Source organism: Pseudoalteromonas sp. UBA2102, assembly GCF_002331165.1.
Taxonomy (GTDB): Bacteria; Pseudomonadota; Gammaproteobacteria; order Enterobacterales; family Alteromonadaceae; genus Pseudoalteromonas; species Pseudoalteromonas atlantica.
Window position 1 is genome coordinate 16,205 of the sequence record NZ_DCYU01000001.1, and the last position, 20,605, is coordinate 36,809.

At 39.9% G+C, this 20,605-nt stretch carries 18 protein-coding genes; 9 read left to right on the top strand and 9 right to left on the bottom strand.

Going from position 1 to position 20,605, the window contains the following annotated elements; genetic code table 11:
• Nucleotides 1-705, top strand: a complete 705-nt coding sequence (gene tsaB, locus B2R65_RS00065) for a tRNA (adenosine(37)-N6)-threonylcarbamoyltransferase complex dimerization subunit type 1 TsaB (RefSeq protein ID WP_154944697.1) — start codon at nt 1-3, stop codon at nt 703-705.
• A 68-nt stretch (nt 706-773) separates the two neighbouring features.
• Complete coding sequence (locus B2R65_RS00070) at nt 774-1,103, top strand: hypothetical protein (protein ID WP_286739881.1); 330 nt, start codon at nt 774-776, stop codon at nt 1,101-1,103.
• Nucleotides 1,104-1,167: 64 nt separating this feature from the next.
• On the opposite strand, the gene B2R65_RS00075 is transcribed toward B2R65_RS00070, so the two are convergent.
• On the bottom strand, nt 1,168-2,457 hold the full coding sequence (locus tag B2R65_RS00075) for an alkaline phosphatase (protein ID WP_286739883.1): 1,290 nt from the start codon (nt 2,455-2,457) through the stop codon (nt 1,168-1,170).
• A gap of 580 nt (nt 2,458-3,037) precedes the next feature.
• Here B2R65_RS00075 and B2R65_RS00080 point away from each other — a divergent pair.
• From B2R65_RS00080 to rnd, 3 genes are all read left to right on the top strand, one after another.
• On the top strand, nt 3,038-3,889 hold the full coding sequence (locus tag B2R65_RS00080) for an alpha/beta hydrolase (RefSeq protein ID WP_286739886.1): 852 nt from the start codon (nt 3,038-3,040) through the stop codon (nt 3,887-3,889).
• Between the two features lie 115 nt (nt 3,890-4,004).
• The gene (gene fadD, locus B2R65_RS00085) at nt 4,005-5,657 is read left to right on the top strand and encodes a long-chain-fatty-acid--CoA ligase FadD (RefSeq protein ID WP_004586367.1); all 1,653 of its coding nucleotides are present in this window, start codon (nt 4,005-4,007) and stop codon (nt 5,655-5,657) included.
• 51 nt (nt 5,658-5,708) lie between these two features.
• Nucleotides 5,709-6,839 (top strand): ribonuclease D, encoded by a 1,131-nt coding sequence (gene rnd / locus B2R65_RS00090; RefSeq protein ID WP_286739891.1) that lies wholly within the window; start codon nt 5,709-5,711, stop codon nt 6,837-6,839.
• A gap of 190 nt (nt 6,840-7,029) precedes the next feature.
• Here the strand turns inward: rnd and B2R65_RS00095 are convergent, their stop codons facing one another.
• Together B2R65_RS00095 and B2R65_RS00100 are read right to left on the bottom strand one after the other, a co-directional pair.
• Nucleotides 7,030-8,715 (bottom strand): RluA family pseudouridine synthase, encoded by a 1,686-nt coding sequence (locus B2R65_RS00095; protein WP_286739894.1) that lies wholly within the window; start codon nt 8,713-8,715, stop codon nt 7,030-7,032.
• A 70-nt stretch (nt 8,716-8,785) separates the two neighbouring features.
• On the bottom strand, nt 8,786-9,682 hold the full coding sequence (locus B2R65_RS00100) for a LysR family transcriptional regulator (protein ID WP_286739897.1): 897 nt from the start codon (nt 9,680-9,682) through the stop codon (nt 8,786-8,788).
• Nucleotides 9,683-9,816: 134 nt separating this feature from the next.
• On the opposite strand from B2R65_RS00100, the gene B2R65_RS00105 reads away from it, so the two are divergent.
• Nucleotides 9,817-10,539: an outer membrane protein gene (locus B2R65_RS00105; protein WP_286739900.1), complete on the top strand. Its 723-nt coding sequence runs from the start codon at nt 9,817-9,819 to the stop codon at nt 10,537-10,539.
• An 85-nt stretch (nt 10,540-10,624) separates the two neighbouring features.
• On the opposite strand, the gene minE is transcribed toward B2R65_RS00105, so the two are convergent.
• From minE to minC, 3 genes are read right to left on the bottom strand one after another with little or no spacing between them, the layout of a single operon-like run.
• On the bottom strand, nt 10,625-10,888 hold the full coding sequence (minE, locus tag B2R65_RS00110; protein ID WP_004586362.1) for a cell division topological specificity factor MinE: 264 nt from the start codon (nt 10,886-10,888) through the stop codon (nt 10,625-10,627).
• A gap of 1 nt (nt 10,889) precedes the next feature.
• Complete coding sequence (gene minD / locus B2R65_RS00115; RefSeq protein WP_024031716.1) at nt 10,890-11,699, bottom strand: septum site-determining protein MinD; 810 nt, start codon at nt 11,697-11,699, stop codon at nt 10,890-10,892.
• Nucleotides 11,700-11,704: 5 nt separating this feature from the next.
• Nucleotides 11,705-12,412, bottom strand: a complete 708-nt coding sequence (gene minC, locus B2R65_RS00120; protein ID WP_004586360.1) for a septum site-determining protein MinC — start codon at nt 12,410-12,412, stop codon at nt 11,705-11,707.
• A 155-nt stretch (nt 12,413-12,567) separates the two neighbouring features.
• Between minC and B2R65_RS00125 the strand changes: the two genes are divergently transcribed.
• A complete protein-coding gene (locus B2R65_RS00125; protein WP_286739915.1) occupies nt 12,568-12,855 on the top strand; it encodes a YcgL domain-containing protein in 288 nt (95 codons plus the stop codon).
• A complete protein-coding gene (locus tag B2R65_RS00130) occupies nt 12,848-13,864 on the top strand; it encodes a lytic murein transglycosylase (RefSeq protein ID WP_286739916.1) in 1,017 nt (338 codons plus the stop codon). Before B2R65_RS00125 ends, B2R65_RS00130 begins: the two co-directional genes overlap by 8 nt.
• A 53-nt stretch (nt 13,865-13,917) precedes the next feature.
• Here the strand turns inward: B2R65_RS00130 and B2R65_RS00135 are convergent, their stop codons facing one another.
• The 3 genes from B2R65_RS00135 to B2R65_RS00145 form a co-directional block, all read right to left on the bottom strand.
• Complete coding sequence (locus B2R65_RS00135) at nt 13,918-14,469, bottom strand: GbsR/MarR family transcriptional regulator (RefSeq protein ID WP_004586357.1); 552 nt, start codon at nt 14,467-14,469, stop codon at nt 13,918-13,920.
• Nucleotides 14,470-14,623: 154 nt separating this feature from the next.
• Nucleotides 14,624-17,041, bottom strand: coding sequence for a TonB-dependent receptor (locus B2R65_RS00140; RefSeq protein ID WP_286739918.1), 2,418 nt, complete (start codon nt 17,039-17,041; stop codon nt 14,624-14,626).
• Between the two features lie 210 nt (nt 17,042-17,251).
• On the bottom strand, nt 17,252-18,523 hold the full coding sequence (locus B2R65_RS00145) for a Xaa-Pro dipeptidase (protein WP_286739919.1): 1,272 nt from the start codon (nt 18,521-18,523) through the stop codon (nt 17,252-17,254).
• A gap of 152 nt (nt 18,524-18,675) precedes the next feature.
• On the opposite strand from B2R65_RS00145, the gene B2R65_RS00150 reads away from it, so the two are divergent.
• On the top strand, nt 18,676-20,517 hold the full coding sequence (locus tag B2R65_RS00150) for a DUF885 domain-containing protein (protein WP_286739921.1): 1,842 nt from the start codon (nt 18,676-18,678) through the stop codon (nt 20,515-20,517).
• Nucleotides 20,518-20,605: the final 88 nt, after the last annotated feature.

Genomic DNA, 20,605 nt, shown 5'->3' on the forward strand with positions numbered 1-20,605 from the left:
ATGATTAAAAGTAATATTCTTGCCCTAGACGCCTCAACCGAAGCGTTATCTATAGTTTTACACTTTGAGGGGCAAACATTTCATCATTTTGAAGAATGCCCACAGCAACATAGTCAAAAAATACTCCCTTTAGTTGATGAGCTTCTTAATAAAGCACAGTGTAAATTAAAAGACTTAGACGTTATTGGCTTTGGCCAAGGGCCAGGTAGCTTTACCGGTGTACGCATTAGTGTTGCTATTGCACAAGGGTTAGCTTATTCAGCCAATTTACCATTAGTGGGCGTATCAACCTTGGCAATTATGGCCCAGCAAGCGTACGAACAAACGCAGGCACCAGTAGTGTATTCAGCTATAGATGCGCGCATGGGAGAAATTTATTTTGCCCAATACCAGGTAAATAATGCACGCATGGAGTTGGTAAATGAAGAGTGTGTTATAAAACCAGAGTTATTAAGCAAAGAGCATATAAACAGTGAAGAGTTACACGCGATTGCCGTTGGCACGGGATTTAAAAGTTACCCTGATGCACTTAAAAACGTTAGCGATATAACCATAAATACAGCCATTACTTTGCCAGATGCTCGTTATATGCTTAGCCATGTAGACACGGCCTTTTTGAAGGGCGAGGTTGTTAAAGCAAGCGATGCGCAACCTAAATATGTGCGCGATACAGTAACATGGAAAAAACTACCGGGTCGCGAATAAGCACAAGAGTTGCAAATTGAGTGTTTTTAAATCATAATTTTTAATATGTTTGTTGTTGGAAGTTATCTATGACTTTGCCAATTGGCGCTGGTTTTTTTACGGGAGATATTCCTGCAAAGGTTACCTCTACAAAAATTATACCCTCTAAACCACAAGGTTTAGCGGATGATAGCGCCAGTCAAAAAACAAACACAGATTATGTAAAAACTAGTAAAGCGGGTGTAGAGCTTGCTAATCAATACTTTAGTCAAAGCACTAGTAACGCAAAGTACAGCCAAACTATTTATGACCAACCAAGCGCAATGGTGAGTAAAGCAATTTCAACATATACAGAATTTGCAAATTTAGAGCGTCGCGCCGAAGTACAAGATTTAATAGGCGTCGATATATACGCTTAGCCCCCGTAATAGTAAAAAATAAAAAGCCCGAACACTGGTTCGGGCTTTTTGCGTAAGCTTATGGCTACTGTCTAATAAAGCCAATTAGTTTATCGGCAATATCTGTATTATTTTGAGCACCGTTAAAGTGTTCACTGCCTTTACCGTAGGCAAATACTTGTACATCTACAGCGGTGTGTCCGCCTGTTGTCCAACCAGTAAAGCTGGCATCACTAATAATACTTTTAATGGCTAAATTAAGCGCTGTTTCGTCCATTTTTTTCGCTTGTTCAAGTTTTACTTTATTAGCCGGTGTATATTCAATACCTGTGTTGGCGCGCCAAATAGGCTCTAGGTCATCAGCAGCGAGTAATTGCTTTGTTAGCTCAACGGCTGTTGCTTTAACGCCTTTAATAACTTCTGTATCCCACTTATATTGTCCGTGCGCACCGAGGGTTAACCCACCAGTTGAATGATCTGCAGTAACCACTAATAAAGTATCAGGGTTTTTATCAATATAGGCTTTTGCTTTTTCAATCGACTGTGCAAAGTCATCCATTTCGGCCATGGCACAGGCTACATCGTTAGCATGTCCACACCAATCAATTTGGCTGCCTTCAATCATGACAAAAAAGCCGTCGTTATTTTGGCCGTCGAGTAAATCAAATGCTTTAGCTGTTAGTTGCGTTAAGTGGTTTGAATTAGCATCAAGCGCAAACGGCAGGCCCATTGGGGCGTATAAGCCAAGTGCCGGTACTTGTGTGATCTGACCAAGGTTTTTTATATCATCGCTATATTGATAACCAGCTGCTTTAAATTCATCAACGAGGTTACGGTCTTCTCTAATAAAATACTGCGTACCGCCCCCTAGCATTAAATCAACAGGGAGTTTACCGGCAATTTTGTTATCTATGTACTCATTAGCAATCGCATCGTAATTTCGACGTGATTCGTTATGTGTAGCAAAACTAGCTGGGGTGGCATGGTTAATTTGCGAGGTAGCCACTAATGCTGTTGTCATACCGCGTTCTTTTGCTATTTCTAACATGGTTTTAACGGGCTTTTTGTCTGTATCGACTGCAATAGCACCATTATAACTTTTATGGCCGCTACTCAGTGCGGTTGCACCTGCAGCACTGTCGGTAACATAAGTGTGATCGTCAGGGTAAGTACGCGCCATGCCTGTTAAAATAGTATCAAATACGGTTGTTTCAATCTGCTTGGTGGTTGGATCATCTTTAAAATAACGATAAGCGGTTGTATAGGCAGGACCCATCCCGTCACCAATCATATAAATTACATTTTTAGGTGCATCGCTTGCATAAACACTGGTAGATGCACATAAAAGCGCTAATAAGCTAAGTTGGTTCTTCATTTTTATCCCTATGAATGTGCTGTTTAAATGGCACCACAATTGTATATGGTTACGGCGTGTTGAATTTGCAGCATAAATACCAAACATGCGCTGCCCAAAAATTCTTTCTAAGGCGATTAAATTTTTTGCTAGGTTTTTACTCAGCCCACAAGGTTACAAACCTCGTACCAGGATTTAACCGCCCGTAGATTGAACAAGTTTCAATCCACAAAGTTCAATACGCCCTCGTATAATAATGAAATGAAGTAAGAATAAAAAGCAAAGTATATAAACAGGTTTGGCTAATTGTCACTAAAACAATACAGCCATTTTTTTAGCTTATGTTAATTATAGTGTAATGAATATAGTGGTATACATTACCTACCTGAAGAGTATTTAAGCTCTGTTTGTAATTATTTATTGAATTAATGAAACTTAAAATATTTTAAGTTGTTGAAATTAAATACATAATTAAAATTCAAAAGTTAACCTTACAAATAAAGTGGTCTTTATAAATATAAAAAATATAAAAACTTTTGGTATTAGAGGTCTGACAACTAGTATGTTATAAATAATGTCGCACGTTAAAAAGAGGTGTCTGTTGCAGCCATTTGAAATAAAAACAAGAAATATAACATTGCGTGGCTTACAAAAAGGCACTGGCGATGAGCTGGTTATAGCCTTGCATGGGTGGCTAGATAACAGTAATAGTTTTACACCTATGCTAGATAAAGTTAATCCGCAGCATACTTGGTATTGTGTTGACTTTGCTGGGCATGGGCTATCTGATTGGCGTGCACAGGACGCTCATTATTATTTTGTTGATTATATTGACGATGTCTACCAACTTATAAAGAGCTTAGGGGCAAAAAAGGTACATTTAGTCGGCCATTCAATGGGCGCAATGGTGGCTGGTTTATTTGCAAGTTGTTTTAGTGAGTATGTACATTCAGTTACCTTTATTGAAGGGATTGGCTGTGTTACAACCCCCAGTGATGAAGTATGTGAGCAATTAAAAGGGGCGATACTGAACAGAGAGCGCGCCTACAATAAAAAAAAGCGCGTTTATAAATCGCAATCAGCGATTATCGAAGCGCGTGCAAATACAACAGATTTAAATAACGAACTGATCACCTTATTGATGAGTCGTAATATTAAGCAAAGTGAACTAGGGTATGAGTTAACAACAGACCCTAAGCTTAAAAATCACTCAGGTTTTAGGTTTGATGAAGCGCAATGTATTGGTGCAATAAAACAATTAATTGCACCAAGCCAATTAATTTTAGGTAACCAAGGCTATTCGTTTGTAAAACAAAATTTGGCCAAGTATATTAGCTATTACAACAACTTGAAGGTAATTAATGTAGATGGCGGGCATCATTGCCATATGCAAAGCAGTGGGTTATGTTTTGAGCATATTCAAGCCTTTATGCTGCAAAATGGTGCATGTTAATTGTAAATTAGCGCCAAATGTGGGATTATTCCTGCATTAGAGTATTTGCTCAATTGTTAAAGTGCCTTACTTAGATTAAGGTTAATAAAAATATAATTATAAACAGGGGCTAAGAGTGGAAAAAATCTGGCTTAAGCGCTACCCAGAAGGTATGCCTGAAACAATCGATCCTGAGCATTACAACTCGTTACTCGAAGTGTTCGAAAAAAGTTTTACCGATTACAAAGATTTACCTGCATTTACGAATATGGGTAAAACATTATCGTATGATGAAATAGATACAGCGACACAACGTGTTGCCTCGTATATTCAAAATGATTTAGGTCTTAAAAAAGGCGACAAAGTTGCCGTAATGATGCCTAACTTATTACAAACGCCTATCGCTATTTTAGGTATTTTACGTGCAGGGTGTGTGGTGGTTAACGTAAACCCACTTTACACAGTACGAGAGCTTGAGCATCAATTAAAAGACTCTGACGCGTCAGCTATTTTTATATTGGCTAACTTTGCAGACACGCTTGAAAAAGCACTTGCAAAAACGGATGTAAAACACATTGTTGTTACCCAAGTGGGCGACATGGTGGGTGGTATTAAAAAGCATATCGTTAATTTTGTGGTTAAATACATAAAAAAAATGGTACCTAGCTACAGCCTACCAAATACAATTAAGTTTTCAGATGTGTTAGCAGGTGACCCTGCAAAGTATACGCGCCCAGAAATGAGCTTATCTGATCTGGCCTTTTTACAATACACAGGTGGTACAACCGGCGTATCTAAAGGGGCGATGTTAAGTCATGGCAACATGGTTGGTAACCTTGAGCAAGTATCGGGCTGTTTAGATAAAGTATTAGACCGTGGTACTGAAGTTGTTGTTACTGCATTACCGCTTTATCATATATTTGCGTTAACGGCTAATTGCTTAACGTTTATGAAATACGGTGGTTTGAATGTATTAATTACAAACCCACGTGATATGCCAGCATTTGTTAAAGAGCTTAATCAGCATAAATTTACTGCTATTACCGGTGTAAATACCCTGTTTAACGGGTTACTTAATACGCCAGGGTTTGCAGAGCTTGATTTTAGTCATTTAAAAATGTCATTAGGTGGCGGCATGGCGGTACAACGTCCTGTAGCCGAAAAGTGGCAAAAAGTGACTAACTCTAAATTGATGGAAGGTTACGGTTTAACTGAGTGTGCACCGCTTGTAACTGTAAGCCCGTACGATTTAGAAGCTTATAATGGTTCTATTGGTTTACCTGCTCCTAATACCGAAATTAAGCTAATGCTTGAAAACGGAGAAGAAGCGGCAAAAGGTGAACCCGGTGAGCTATGGGTTAAAGGCCCACAAGTTATGCTAGGTTACTATAACCGCCCAGATGCAACTGCAGAATGTTTGCAAGATGGCTGGTTTGCTACCGGCGATATTGCCACATACGACGATGAAGGCTTCTTCTATATTGTTGACCGCAAAAAAGACATGATCATTGTATCGGGCTTTAATGTGTTCCCAAATGAGATAGAAGAAGTGGTTGCCATGCACGACGGCGTACTAGAAGTAGCGGCTATTGGTATTCCGCACGATGTAAGTGGCGAACAAGTTAAAGTTTTTGTTGTTAAAAAAGACCCTTCTTTAACTGAAAAAGATATAATAAATCACTGTCGTGATAATTTAACTAATTATAAGGTGCCTAAACTCGTTGAGTTTAAGGATGAGTTACCTAAAACAAATGTAGGTAAAATTCTCAGAAGAGCCCTAAAAGATTAGTAAACTATAATAAAGCCGGCATTAGCCGGCTTTTTTATTGTAGGAGATTAAGTGCAATACCAATTGATCGAAACACAAAATCAACTCAATACCTTTGTTGAGCAAATAAAAAACAAGCCTATTTTAGCCATAGACACAGAGTTTATGCGCCGCCGTACTTTGTACCCTGAAGTTGCACTTATTCAAGTATATGATGGCGAGCATCTCGCCCTTATAGATCCACTTGCCGAACTCTCGTTATTTGAATTTTGGCAAATATTACAAGATCCATCAGTACTGAAAGTGTTGCATTCACCTTCAGAAGATATTGAAGTATTTCAAAAGTATGCAGGCTTTGTACCTGCTCCATTGTTTGATACACAATTTGCTCTTCAGCTTTTAGGCGAAGGCAACTGTATGGGCTTTGCGCTAATGGTAAAAGAGCTATTAGGCATAGAAATAGACAAAAGTGAATCGCGAACTAATTGGCTACAGCGCCCATTAACTAAAAAGCAGCTCGATTATGCAGCCGCTGATACGTTTCATTTACTGCCTTGTTTTGAACTAATAATTGAGCGTATAAATAAAGCTGAGTTATTTGATATTGTCATAAATGAGAGCGAGTTAATTGCAAATAAACGCGCCTTTCAAACCCCAGATGAGCTGCTTTACAAAGATATAAAAAACGCATGGCAACTAAAACCGCACGAGCTCGCGGTATTAAAAGAATTAGCTGTATGGCGTCGTAATAAAGCTATTCGTAAAAATTTAGCGCTTAACTTTGTGCTTAAAGAGCACAACATGACGGAAATTGCTAAACGTGGGCCTTCGAGCTTAAATACGCTAAGACAAATTCCGGGTGTTGAGTCGATGGAAGTAAACCGCTCTGGAGTCGAAATACTAAAGTGTATTGAAAAGGCCAAAGCACTCCCGGTTGATGAGCATCCGCCTGTGCTTAAACGTTTAATTGATTTTCCGGCTTATAAAAAAGTAGCTAAAGATATTAAACAAAAAATTACGAAAGTAGCAAAAGAGCAGGGTATACCAGAGGATGTAATGGCCTCTAAGAAGCAAATTAATCAGCTTATTAGCTGGAATTGGAAACTCACCAATGAGCAAAAGGTAAATCATATTAAACCTGATTTACTTAATTCTTGGCGCTACAGTTTTGTTAAAGACGCACTTAAAGAGTGGGATAATTAAACCCACTTTTTAAGCTAACAGGCTATGTTATACCAATTCGCAATAATATTTAATCATTTTTAGGGGCTAAACGTGTCGCTATCTGCGTTAAAAAATTCTCATTTAGAACAACTAAATAGCGAATTTTTTGCCTTGCTATCAACACGTTTTTTCATCCTCAAAATAGATCACTTAATTATGCGAATTGGTATTAAAAATCGGGCGCTACGCAGAACGTTAAACGCTTATGTGTAATGGGGTGATCTAGCGCCAAATACTCGGCATGTAAGTGTAACCTGTTGGCTTTTTTACCGTAATGTGTGTCACCAATAATAGGCATATTCAGCCCTAAGTGATGAGCGCAGTGTACCCTTAATTGGTGAGTGCGGCCCGTTTTAGGGTAGAGCTGTAGGCGTGTAATATTGTCTTTACGTTCAAGCACCTGCCATGTAGTAAGTGCGGGTTTGCCGTTTTTATAACAAACAAGCTGGCGTGGCTTATCGTCAAAATCAAGTCGCAATGGCAGCTCTATCTTGCCACTGTCCTTAGGCACAATACCATCAACCAGCGCAATGTAACGTTTATCAATAGTGCGGGCAATAAATTGCTTTTGTAGTGCTTTGTGGGCTCGTTTATTGAGCGCCACCACTAATAAACCTGATGTAGACATATCTAGTCTGTGCACAATTAACGGGCCTGTAGCGTGTGGAAATTGCGTTTGAATACGTAAATACACAGAATCTTCAATATTGACACCTGGTACAGATAAAAACTCACTGGGCTTGTTTACAATAACAATATCATCGTCTTGATAGACTATCGGCAGCGTTTTACCTTCAGCAGGGTTAACGAGTAGCGGGTTATCTTCTATGTTGAGGCCTTTTAACATGTGCGATAAAATAGGTTGGCACTTACTGTAGCAAGAGGGGTAATAGTTTTTATGTTGGCGTATTGCCGATTTAGGTGCGGGCCCCCACCAAAACTCAGCCATAGCCACTGGCTTTAAATTATTAAGATAAGCGTATTGTAATAGCTTGGGCGCAGCGCAATCTCCAGCACCTGATGGCGGAGTATGCTCTGGCAATGCTGCAAATATGGCATTGAGATCTTTAACTTCATGCTCTGCATTTAAAAACTGGTACTGCGCAAACACTTGCTTTTGTAGGTTTTTAGATAAAACTTTACGGCGTTTTTTTAACTGTTTTATTTCGTCGTGTAGGGCATTAAGCGCCTGCTGTTGCTGAGTTATTTTGTCGTGCCAGTGATCTTTTATGCTTTGATAGTATTTTTTATCTTCTATGCTTTGTTTGGCCAATTCATTCAAGTTTGCTTGTTGCTCAGGCGTTATCGCTTGGCTTTGCTCAATTGCAAGTGCACTGCGCGCCTTTTTACGTGTTTTTCTATTGGCTTGCATTACGCTTTGTTGAGCGTGTAACTGCCGATCAAACGCGGCTTTATCGGCATTTAATGACGCTGTTAATTTATTCAATGTACTTGCATTTTCTAGGGCGTGTATTTGCGCATTTATGTCGTTAATTATTTTACTTTCTTTTAAATAACTCACATCTTCCAGTGCCATTGTAGATGCATTAGGCACGCATTTTATATCGGTATTTAAATTTTCAAGCTGGCCTGAATACGCCGCTAAAAAGCCAAGTTGTTGTTGCTGGTTTTGTACAACCAGTACACCAAACATTTTGCCATCATTCGTTGCTGTATTACTGCTGTCATTTTCGTTATACGGTAAATGCGTTTCAAGTTGCTGCTGCAATTGTGTTGCGGCTAAAACAGATAACGGATGAGGCTGGTAGTAAAACGGAAACGTAAATTTATCTGGAAGCGCTATAGAATCTACAGAGCAATCAAATAAAGTAAAACAAGAAGCGTGATTTAACATAGCAAAGTAATAGCAGGCATAAAGCAAAGTAATGGGCCCATAATAACATATTCACTTAAGGGGTACTTGCTTAATCCTCTGCGGTTATTAAACCGCGCTTAGCTAAAAAGCGCACTAATAATAGTGTTAGGTTTTCTCTGCGTGCATTATTTGGGCATACCGCATAGTAACCAAGCGGCTTGAGTTGCCAGTTAGGTAAAATGTGAATGAACTCATCTCGTGCTAATTGTTTTTTTACTAGGTTTTCGGGCAATATGCCAAGGCCCAAGTTTTCAGATACAAAGTGACTTATTGCAAGCGCACTATTTACATTTACGCGCGACTTTTCACAAATACACACCACTTCGCCATTTGGGGATGTAAAATCTACAGTGCTGCCGCGCATACTAAAATGAACCCAATCCCACTGTTTTAAATCGTTTGGGTGCGTAGGGGGTTGATGCTTACTCGCGTACTTACTTGAGGCAACTAAAAAGCGTTTACTCTCTCCAATTTTACGCGCCATGAGTGAGCTGTCTTCTAGCCAGCCAACTCGAATACTTAAATCGAGTCCTTCATCCATTATATTTATTACTTGGTCTGTGTAATTAAGAGACAAGTTCACTTTTGGGTAGGTTTGCACAAATTCTGCTATCGCGGCTGAAATTTCGGAGCTTGCTAAAAAGGCGGGCAGCGATATTTTTAAAGACCCTATAGGCTCATCACCCACAGAGTTAATTTCGTTCAAACCTGCCTCTGCGTGTTTTGTTATGTTTTCTACGTGGGCGTAAAATTTTTCACCTTCAGGGGTAAGCGACAATTTACGGGTTGTTCTATGTAATAAAGTGACGCCTAAAAACTGTTCTAAGTCAGAAACACTATGGCTAACACGTGAAGGTGCTATGCCAAGCTCCTTAGCTGCAATACGAAATGAACCGCCAGCAACCACTTTGGCAAAAATAGCCATGTGTCGTAAATAGTTAATCATTGTTCTGAAAGTCGGAATTGTATTGTGCCGTTATTGTATCTATTCGCTTGTGTATCTAAAAGTTATATTAGCTGCGGATTCAACATTAGCCTTACAGCCCAATAATTTGGTTGTTAAAAAGATCAGGAATGACAATGAACACATTACAAAAAACTATAGTTGCAGCAATTGCTTTAGCGTGTACCGCGCCTACTTTAGCTAGTGCAGAGGGGTTTTATGGAACTGCACATGTAGGCTATAGTTCGCAAGCAAATGACTCTCAAGCCATTGGTAACAATATTGCCGTAGATGCCGATTTTCCATCTGAATTTGATGCCGGTGAGGGCAGTGTAGGCAGTATTGGTTTAGGTTATCAGTTCAATCCTCAATTTAGAGTAGAGGCGCGTATTAGCTATCATGATACTGACTATAGCGATACAAAAGTTGGCGTGGGTGCACGCGAAGGTGAGCAGTATGTATTAAAGGGGGATTTAAAAACTACCACTTATACAATTGAAGGCTTTTACGATTTTGATAACAGTACCGCGTTTACGCCTTATATTAAAGTGGGGTTAGGGGTTGCCGATAACAGCTATTCTGCAAAATTAGGTGGTGCAGGCATTAGCGCCTTTGATGCATTCGATGGAAATGTTGATGGCTATTACGATGCGTATGCTGATGACGATTCAACCGAATTTACATGGAATATTGGTGCAGGGGTTAACTATCAAATAACTAAAACTATGTCGTTATACACTGAGTATCAATACATTGAATTTGGTGACGTGCAAACGGGGCAAGATGCATTTACCGATGGCTTTAAAATTGACAGTGCAGCAAGCCATGAGTTTTTACTTGGTTTACGTGTAAACTTTTAAATTTAAAACACAAAATATTGCACCACATACGTGTAGTAAGTGTGTAAAGCAAAAAGCGGCATTTAAAATGCCGCTTTTAGTTGTGCTACTTTTTTTCTTCGTCAGGTAATGTCACGTTGAGCTCAAGTACCGCTAAATCATCTTCGTTTTGATCAAACTGTACCTGCACTGCATCAGTGTTTACATTTACGTACTTACGGATCACATCTAAAATATCTTGTTTTAATTGTGGTAAGTAATCCGGTGTTCCGCGTTGCGAACGCTCGTGCGCGACAATGATCTGCAATCGCTCTTTTGCTAATGACGCGCTATTTTTCTTTTCTGAGCGGAAGTAGTCAAGTAAAGACACATTAACCTCCAAAAATCCGTTTAAATAAGCCTTTTTTCTCAACATCTAAGAAGCGAAAATCGACTGTTTCACCGAGTAAGCGATTGATTGCATCAGCGTATGCTTGCCCTGCATCTGAATCACCATCAAGTATTACTGGTTGGCCTGAATTAGACGCACTTAATACCGCTTGCGACTCAGGGATAACACCAAGTAAAGGAATCGATAGAATATCTTTAACATCTTCTACCGATAACATTTCACCTTTTTCAACTCGCTCAGGGTTGTAGCGTGTTAATAATAGGTGTTCTTTAATATTTTCTAGGCCTTCTTCAGCACGTTTCGATTTGCTGTGTAAAATACCTAAAATTCTGTCTGAATCTCGAACCGAAGATACTTCAGGGTTTGTTGTTACAATTGCTTCATCAGCAAAGTACATCGCCATCATTGCGCCGGCTTCAATACCTGCAGGTGAATCACACACAATGTAGTCAAAGTCTTCTTTTAGTTCGTTTAAAACGCGCTCTACGCCTTCGCGGGTAAGGGCGTCTTTATCACGTGTTTGTGATGCGGGTAGTAAAAATAATTTTTCAACGCGTTTATCTTTAATAAGCGCTTGATTTAGGTTGGCTTCGCCGTTTATTACGTTTACAAAATCGTATACTACGCGGCGCTCACACCCCATAATTAAATCTAGATTACGTAAGCCAATATCAAAATCGATAATAACTGTTTTATAGCCTTTTAAAGCTAAACCGGTGCCTATTGCAGCACTTGATGTTGTTTTACCAACACCGCCTTTACCAGAGGTAACGACAATTACTTTTGCCATGAGATTTATCCTTTAACCAAAGCTGAAATTTCTAATGATTCGTTTTTTTGTTGTATTTGTACTGCATTGCCCCAGTGCTCACCTTGTAATGAGTCGCTGATCCAGTAATTGCCATCAATTGAAACCAATTCGGCTTCGAGCTTTTGGCAATAAATGCAGGCGTCTTTAATCCCTTTTGCACCTGCAATAGCACGCCCGCGTAAGGTGCCATAAATATGCACATTACCATCGGCTATTACTTCTGCACCATGGCTAACTGCACCAAGTACAATTAAGTCTCTGTCTTTTGCATAAACTTGCTGCCCTGAGCGTACCGTGCCATTAATTACTTGCGCAGGTAGGTACACGTTTTTTTCAACAATAGAGGTATTAGGCGCCTCTTGTTTAACGGGTGCACTTTTAGCATCTTGCGAGTAATTTAGTACAGAAAGGCCAGCGGCTTTAGCTTGCGTGTGTTGCTCATCTGAGCCATTACAAACACCTACAGCATTAAAGCTCATACGCTCAATGAGAGATTTTAAATGTACAAAATCAAGTGAGCTGTTTTTAATTTCTTCTAAATTAACAACAATAGGCGCTCCTTCAAAAAAACGAGGAGCTTGGGCTATTTTTACATACAACTGTTCTGCTAGAAGGGCGATATCAGTGCTATAAAGATGCAATACTGACAACGTGAAAAGGTTCCCTTTTAGCTCAAAAATTTGTTCCGACATACACGCTCAATTGATTTGTCTGATTAGAAATTAATTTTAGATAAACGTAGGCTGAATAAGGCCTTTAATGAAATTTCTAATCTAATTTTTCTAACTTATTATTACTCTCATGTTATAGTGTGCGGCAATGTTAAGCAAGATTAAATAGGGCCATTATGCTCACTGCGGTATATAAAAGTAAGAAAAAAGCGGATACCTTCTTATTTGTTGAAAAAAGAGATGATTTTAGTAAAGTGCCTGAACCTTTACTGGCTATGTTTGGTCAACCTATTTATGTAATGATTATCAATTTAGCAAAGCGTGATCATTTAGGTGGTTCCGACCTTGAAACAGTAAAAGCTGCCTTAGCTGACCCAGACAAGGGTTACTATTTGCAAATTCCACCGCCGGAAGAAAATTTACTTAGCCAATTACGAAAAGAAAACGGAGTTGATAGTGATTAAAAAGTTAGCCGTAATTTTATGCTCAGTGTGTTTAAGTGGCTCTGTAGTTGCTAAAACGCAGGCCGAATTTCAAACTTATTTAAGTGACTTAAAACAAGAGGCCATTGCTAAAGGGTACGATAGCAAGTTAATAGATGATGCATTTGCGACTGCCTCATACAAAGAAAAAGTTGTATCGGCTGATAAAAACCAGCCAGAGGTTAAAGAAACTCTCGAAACCTACTTACCAAAACGTGTACCGCAATGGAAAATTGATCGTGCACGTAAACTCTACGCAGAAAATAAAGATGTACTTGAACAAGTTGCAAAAGAGTTTGGCGTACAAGCACGCTTTATAGTGGCATTATGGGGCCTTGAAAGTAACTTTGGCACAATACAAGGTGGCCATAATGTTATTTCATCGCTAGTGACGCTTGCCTTTGATGGTCGTCGTGAAGCACTTTATAAGCGCCAGCTTTGGGCAGCATTAGATATTTTAAAGTCAGGCCATATTTCGCTTGATAAATTTAAAGGCTCTTGGGCTGGTGCAATGGGGCAAACTCAGTTTATGCCTACCTCATTTAACGCCTACGCTGTTGATTACAATAACGACGGCCGTAAAGATATTTGGACCACAAAAGAGGATGCATTTGCATCGATTGCCAATTATTTAAAACAAGAAGGTTGGAATGACTCACTAACTTGGGGTCGCCAGGTAAAATTACCTGAAAATTTTGACAGTAAATACGTGCTAAAACGTGGCACTAAAACACGTAAGCAGTGGTTAGAATATTGGAACGACTCAGAGCGCTCGCTTGCAGACTGGCAGGCTCTGGGTGTGCGTAAAGCTGACGGCTCTGACTTACCTAATGTTGATGTACGCGCTGCACTGGTAATGCCAGATGACATTAATGGGCGTATGTACTTAGCGTACGATAATTACAAAGTGTTTATGCACTGGAACCGCTCATATTACTTTGCCACCAGCGTGGGCTATCTATCAGATAGAATTGGGTATCCAAAAATATAATTTATACGCTGTTGTATAATAAAAAAAAGCCGCTATGCGGCTTTTTTATTTGTTTAATCATGTTCTTTTTTAAATATTTTATCTTTTAAATCGATAACCTTGCCAATTCCTGAACCAAGCTTCATTAACTTATTAAGTTGCTCTGGGCTTAAGCGTTGTAATTCTGAAGACCACTTAGTAACCGTTTCGAGTAAGTTGTGGATTTCGCCCATTTGCTTTTGTGCATAGCGCTCTTCTTCGTTGTTTGCTTCGTCTAAAAGGTTATCACGCAGCAAACTTAGGGTAGGATCTATTTCACGCTTTTTACGCTCTTCAAATACGCGATTAGCCATATCCCAAATTTCACCCGCTGGGGCGTAATATTCTTTACGATCACCAGGGATATGATGCACTTTAATTAATTGCCATGACTGGAGCTCTTTAATTCCCATGCTTACATTGCCACGCGAGATACTTAGCGCGTCGGCAATCTCATTTGCGGTCATGGGCTCTTTGGTGATGATCAGCAAACCGCACATTTGGCCAATCGTACGATTGAAACCCCAACGGCTGCCCATTTCACCACAGTGCATAACAAAGGCTAAGTTTTTTTCAGATAGACTCATAGCTTTTTAAGTTTCAGTAAATTCAGAAAGTAATGCTAGCACGCTTATAAATTATAGCAACGTTTAGCCTGGTATCTTTTGTAGAGTATTAAATCAAGATTAGGTTTAATTTACTCCTACTTTTAGTAGGAGTAAATTAATTGCTTAGGCAGGGTTAAAGTGTGTAGCTAAAGCTGAGCTTAGCGTTGCGCTCTTCGCCTGGCATACCACCTAAAAACATGGCTTTAGAGTAGTACTTTTTATTAAACAAATTGTTTAAATTAAGCTGCATGTGCCACTTATCAGTGGTGTACGAAACTGCTGCGTCGTACACCGTATAGCTTGGTACATAGCCATCAGGAATACTAAACGAGCTAGAGTTAGTGCTTCTGTTATCAACAAAGGTAATACCGCCACTTATGTTAACAGCCTCAGGTAGGTTAAACATATCTGCGTAGTAGGTAACCCACGTACTTGCCGTTACATACGGTACGCCTTTTTGGCGTGTATCGTAACTGCTGCTATTTGGATTAGATTTATCGCGGGCATCTTGGTATACGCCGTTTACATTTACTTTCCATTGCTCGTTTAAGTGCGCATTTAAATCGAGTTCAACGCCTTTGGTTTGCTCTTCACCATCGTAGTAGCTCTCTACTACATCAGGCTCAGACACACCTGCTTCATACAGTGGGTTTGTGTATTCAAGGTTTGTACGCGCGCTTTCAAATACCACCAGTGATGCTAAAAGCTGATCATCAAATGCTTTAAATCTAAAGCCTAAATCGTTACTGATAGACTCAGAGTCTTCACGGTCGGCCTCTGTACCTGCTACTGAGCCTAATACACTGTAGGCAGTACGGCCTTTAGCGTGGTTAATAAACACGGAAAAGTTTTCAGTGGGTTGATAGGTTGCGCCTAAGTTATAAGTTAAGCCACTGTCTGATGTGTTTGCTTCAGGCGTTGGCTCAGCGCGGCTTGAGCTATAACGCTCATCTACACCATAGTGCTCATATGTTTGCTTAATGCGATTATAAGCAACACCAACTCGAGTTGTAAGCTGCTCAGTAATATAGCCTACGTGCTGAATACCTAAGCCCCACGCTTGTACTTTTTTATTGTAGTCACTGGTTTTTAGCGGGTCGTAGTCATCAAAACTACCTGTTGGCCAATTTGGCGAGCGCATATCATAAATATATGGCAGCGTGCCTTGATACAGTACATTTCCTTCGCTGTCGTAAATAACTTTGTCTGCATCGTAAATAGAATACTGTTTAAAGCGAATGTCTCTGTCTTCGTAGTTTGCATTAACAAGTAATTCGTTATCCACGTCGCCTAACATAAAGTCATAGCGTAAATCTAAGAAATACTGCCATGACTTTTCATCAGCTTCTACTTGGCGGTATTCTTGGCGTCGCGCTGCAAACGGGTAAAGCACACCTTCTTCAACTAACGGGGCACGCGGGTCGTTATTTATAATGCCATCGCGTGTTGAATACACATAATTAAACGCACCAGTTTGACGAGCAAAGCTTGATGTGTAGTTACGGTACTGTAACTGCTGATTTAAAAATAAATCATCTGTAATAAAGTAATTATGGGTTAGCTTAAAGCGAAGCTCTTCACCTTCATTATCATCCGCCATAGGAGAGATAATACCGTTAGTACCAAAATCATACGGGGTAAGGCCATCGGTTGATGAAAGCGAATCTGCCAATTGTGTTTGTTGAGCCGCAGTTAATTGAACACCATTACCAGATGGGTCATTTACTAAATCTGCGCCAGTTACTTCACCTGCAGTTAAACCATTGGCGGTTTCTGCATTATAAATTCGAATAGGGTGGCCAATAGAATCTACTGCAATTGAGTCTTTAATATAGGCAGCAGAGAGCATGATATCTTGCTTGTCACTTAGTATGTATTTAAGCGAGGTATAAATTTCGTCGCGGTCTTCTTTTAAATCACGAAAGCCATCGCTTGAGGCTGTTTTAGCCATTACGCGATACGCTAGGTCATCGGTAATCGCATTGGTGCTATCAAAGGCAAGTGAATAACTATCCCACTGGCCAAGCTCGGCAGATATTTTATGTTTTTCTTCAAACTCAGGTTTTTTTTCTATCAGATTTATAACACCACCAGCACTGCCTATACCATATAAACCGGTAGCAGGGCCTTTAAGTACTTCAACCGACTCAACATTAGTGAGTGAACGAGTTGGGTTAAATGTATTACCTAAGCCTGCACCGCCATACATACCATCGTAAGTGTAATTAGCATCAAGACCACGAATGACTAAATTGTCGCCTATACCGTAGTTATTACCAGCTTGAGTTAAACCACTTGCATTACGTACAAGCTCTTGTAGGCTGTCTACACCTTGTGACTCTATAAGTTCACGGTCAATAATAACAACCGGTGCCGGTGTTTCCATTAACGACATGTCTGATTTAGTTGCAAGGCCTGAGCTCATTACTACTTGGTTTTGCTTTTCGTAAACGCTGATGCGCTCAATGTCTTTTTCAGCCGTTGTTGCAGCAACCGCTAATGATGCGTTTAAACACGCAAGTGTAACAAGAGAGTATTTGAACTTTTTCATATTGATAATTATTCGCATTCCATAAAGTGTGCGAATAGTAATAGTTATTATTCGTTAAGTGAATAAAAAATTCTAAAAAAGTGAAAATAATTGCGTAGTAGGTGAGTTGTTGTTCTAAAAAGCAAATTTAAGGTTAAATTAATGCGGTAAATAAAAAAGCATGAAAGTGTAAGCTTTCATGCTTTTGTAAAATAATACATTAATTAATGACTATTTTTTATAAACAACGCCTGCTTTCATAACAAAAGGAATGCGCTCAAGCACAGAGATATTTTTAAGTGGATTACCTTTTACAGCAATAATGTCGGCTGCAAACCCTGTTTTTAGCTGACCCAGTTTACTATCCATTTTTAATAGCTTTGCACTGTTAATGGTGGCAGCCTGTATTGCTTGTAGTTCGCTCATGCCAAATTTAACCATACGGTTAAATTGTTTGGCGTTATCGCCATGAGGGTAAATAGCAGCATCGGTACCAAATACCATATTTACACCGGCTTTTACTGCGCGGTTAAAGCTGTCGCGCTGCTTTTTAGACACTTGACGTTCTTTATTGAGGTTTTCTTCATCTACCCCATTTTGCTCACCATAGCTCAGTGTGTATTCTGTATTATAAATGTCCATTGATAACCACGTGCCATGTTTTTTAGCAAGTGCGATGGCTTCATCATCTAAAAAGCTGGCATGTTCAATACTATCTACGCCGGCTTTTATAGCTGTTTTAATACCACTTGTGCCATGTGCGTGAGCGGCTACAGGTAAATCACGCATGTGGGCTTCATCTACAATTGCTTTCATTTCTTCAAATGAATACTGCTGTACACCCACTTTTGTACCTTTAGAAAAAACGCCCCCCGTGGCGCAAAACTTAATGGCATTAGCGCCATACTTTATGTTTTCTCGTACTTTTACACGTGCAGCCCATGGGCCATCGGCTACCCCTGTTGAAGTGTATTTTAGCTCTGGTGGTAAACGGTTATTATCGCAATGTCCGCCTGTGATCCCAAGCGAAGGGCCAGCTGCCCAAATACGCGGGCCTACAATATCTCCGGCGTTAATACCATCACGCACTGCAATCACGCTATAGCCCTCGGCTCCTACATTTCTGAGGGTAGTAAAACCAGCAAGCAATGTTTTTTTAGCAAAGTGCGCGGCTTTAATGGCCATGCGCGGTACCGACTGACTTAAACGCTCACTTCGAGATACCGTAGGGTCGCTGGTCAAATGTACATGCATATCCATAAGGCCCGGCATTAAAGTGAGCTCGGGTAAATCAATATGCTGATCGTTTTTGCTCATGCTCGGCTTTTTGTTTTGTGTAACATCTGTGATCACCCCATTATCAATGGTGATCAGCGGCGATTGAATAACCTCGCCTGTTTGAACATCTACCATGGCTTTAGCAGATATATAAGTAAGGGCTTGCGCGTTAAAGCTTCCTAAACACATAAGTGCAACGGAGGCGCTGAGTAGCTTTTTATTCATTGTTTTTTCTTCTGGTGGCGTTTTAATTAATTGAAATGTAACAACCTAATATAAAAGTGTAAATATAATAGGTTAATCGCCACTTATCGTAATTTCTTTATTAACGCAGGTTAAATGCGCATAATCGACTGACGATACTAAAAAGGATTACCATGAAATCAATTAAATTAGCCTTAGTTGCCAGTGGCGTTATGTTTGCTTTAAGTGGCTGTATGAACATACAAACCAGTAATAACACTGGCAATAGTGCACAGCTAAACACGTCAAGCGCACCTGCAGCTATTGTTTCAGAGCTCTCTTATGAGCAGCAATTAGATGTACTTGTAGCACAGTACTACAACGAGTTACTCAGCTTTAAACCTATTAATGCAACTTATAGTGGTCGCAGTGAATTTAATGATAAGTTTACCCCCGCTATTACCCAAAAGAATAGGGCAAAAAAAGCCGCGTTTTACAAAAAGTATCAACAACGTTTAACACTTATTGATAAGTCGCAGTTAACAGGGCAAGCGTTACTCAGCTATGAAATATTACAAAGAGACCTAGCACTTAATTTAGAGGGAATGCAATTTCCAAGCTATATGCTGCCTATTAACCAAATGGCGGGAGCGCATAATACCTTTGCAGGTTTTGGCTCGGGGCAAAGTGCGCAGCCATTTAATACCGTAGAAGATTACAATAATTTTATAAAACGAAGCGAAGGCTTTATTTCCTGGCTCAGCAGTGTAGAGCGCGCGATGGCGAAGGGGATCAAAGCGGGCATTACCTTACCAAAACCATTAGCTAAAAAGCTTCAGCCACAATTTGCCGCGCATGTAGTTAAAAATGCAGAGGATTCGTTATTTTGGGGGCCAATTAAAAACTTACCAGCCTCATTTACTACACAGCAAAAGCAGCAAATAACGGCGCAATATAAAGCACTTATTATGCAGCAATTAGTGCCTGCATATAAAAGTATGAGCGACTTTTTAGCCAATCAATACATTCCTCAAAGCCGAGAAACGGTAGGCTATAGCAACTTGCCTAATGGTAAAGCTTGGTATGAATATCAAATTAAAAAAAATACCACGTTGAGCCTTTCTGCAGATGAAATACATGAGATTGGTTTAAGTGAAGTTTCGCGTATTTTAAGTCAGATGAAAAAAGTAAAACACGAGGTAGGTTTTAACGGCACTTTGGATGAATTTTTTCAGCACTTACGTGATTCGGACCAATTTTATTACGATACGCCAGAGGCATTAATTGCAGCGTATGAAGATATAAAACAAAAAATAGATGCGCGCGTACCTTTACTGTTCGATGTTGCGCCTAAAGCCCCTTATGTTGTAAAAGCGGTTGAACCTTACCGAGCCCAATCTGCAGCGGGTGCATCTTATGCAGCGCCGGCACCTGATGGCTCTCGACCAGGTATTTTTTACATCAATACTTATAACCTTAAAGCGCAGCCAAAATTTTTATTAGAAACGCTCTCTATACACGAAGCCGCGCCAGGCCATCACTTTCAAATTGCTTTACAGCAAGAAATTAATGGCCTACCAGATTTTAGAAAATTTGGTGGCTACACGGTATTTGCAGAGGGCTGGGCTTTGTACGCAGAAAGCTTAGGAAAAGAGCTGGGCTTATTTGCCGACCCTTATATGTGGTACGGGCGTTTGGCCGATGAGCAACTTAGAGCAATGCGCTTAGTGCTTGATACAGGCTTTCATGCAAAAGGCTGGACTCGACAGCAAGGTATCGATTACATGCTGGCAAATTCGTCAATGGCTAAAAGCGATGTGATAGCAGAAGTTGAGCGTTATATTGCATGGCCTGGCCAAGCACTGTCGTACAAATTGGGGCAATTTAAAATTCAACAATTACGTGACTACTCTAAAAAAGAGTTAGGTGATAAGTTTGATATTAAAGCGTTTCATACGCAAATATTGATTGATGGCGCCTTGCCGATGCCTATTTTAGAGGAAAAAATTAAACGTTGGGTTGCTGCCAGTAAATAGCAAAATGCGCAAAGCCCGTACAAATAAAGGCACGGGCTTTGCGCACGCTGTAGCAATACGTTAGAATGCGCGCTCTTTAGGGGCGCGA

Coding starts and splice junctions, on each gene's coding strand:
- B2R65_RS00075 (WP_286739883.1), bottom strand. CDS start 2,457: ATGAAGAACCAACTTAGCTTATTAGCGCTTTTATGTGCATCTACCAGT.
- B2R65_RS00070 (WP_286739881.1), top strand. CDS start 774: ATGACTTTGCCAATTGGCGCTGGTTTTTTTACGGGAGATATTCCTGCA.
- B2R65_RS00145 (WP_286739919.1), bottom strand. CDS start 18,523: ATGAATAAAAAGCTACTCAGCGCCTCCGTTGCACTTATGTGTTTAGGA.
- tsaB (WP_154944697.1), top strand. CDS start 1: ATGATTAAAAGTAATATTCTTGCCCTAGACGCCTCAACCGAAGCGTTA.
- B2R65_RS00135 (WP_004586357.1), bottom strand. CDS start 14,469: ATGAGTCTATCTGAAAAAAACTTAGCCTTTGTTATGCACTGTGGTGAA.
- minD (WP_024031716.1), bottom strand. CDS start 11,699: ATGGCAAAAGTAATTGTCGTTACCTCTGGTAAAGGCGGTGTTGGTAAA.
- B2R65_RS00150 (WP_286739921.1), top strand. CDS start 18,676: ATGAAATCAATTAAATTAGCCTTAGTTGCCAGTGGCGTTATGTTTGCT.
- B2R65_RS00105 (WP_286739900.1), top strand. CDS start 9,817: ATGAACACATTACAAAAAACTATAGTTGCAGCAATTGCTTTAGCGTGT.
- B2R65_RS00100 (WP_286739897.1), bottom strand. CDS start 9,682: ATGATTAACTATTTACGACACATGGCTATTTTTGCCAAAGTGGTTGCT.
- B2R65_RS00125 (WP_286739915.1), top strand. CDS start 12,568: ATGCTCACTGCGGTATATAAAAGTAAGAAAAAAGCGGATACCTTCTTA.
- minC (WP_004586360.1), bottom strand. CDS start 12,412: ATGTCGGAACAAATTTTTGAGCTAAAAGGGAACCTTTTCACGTTGTCA.
- B2R65_RS00140 (WP_286739918.1), bottom strand. CDS start 17,041: ATGAAAAAGTTCAAATACTCTCTTGTTACACTTGCGTGTTTAAACGCA.
- B2R65_RS00095 (WP_286739894.1), bottom strand. CDS start 8,715: ATGTTAAATCACGCTTCTTGTTTTACTTTATTTGATTGCTCTGTAGAT.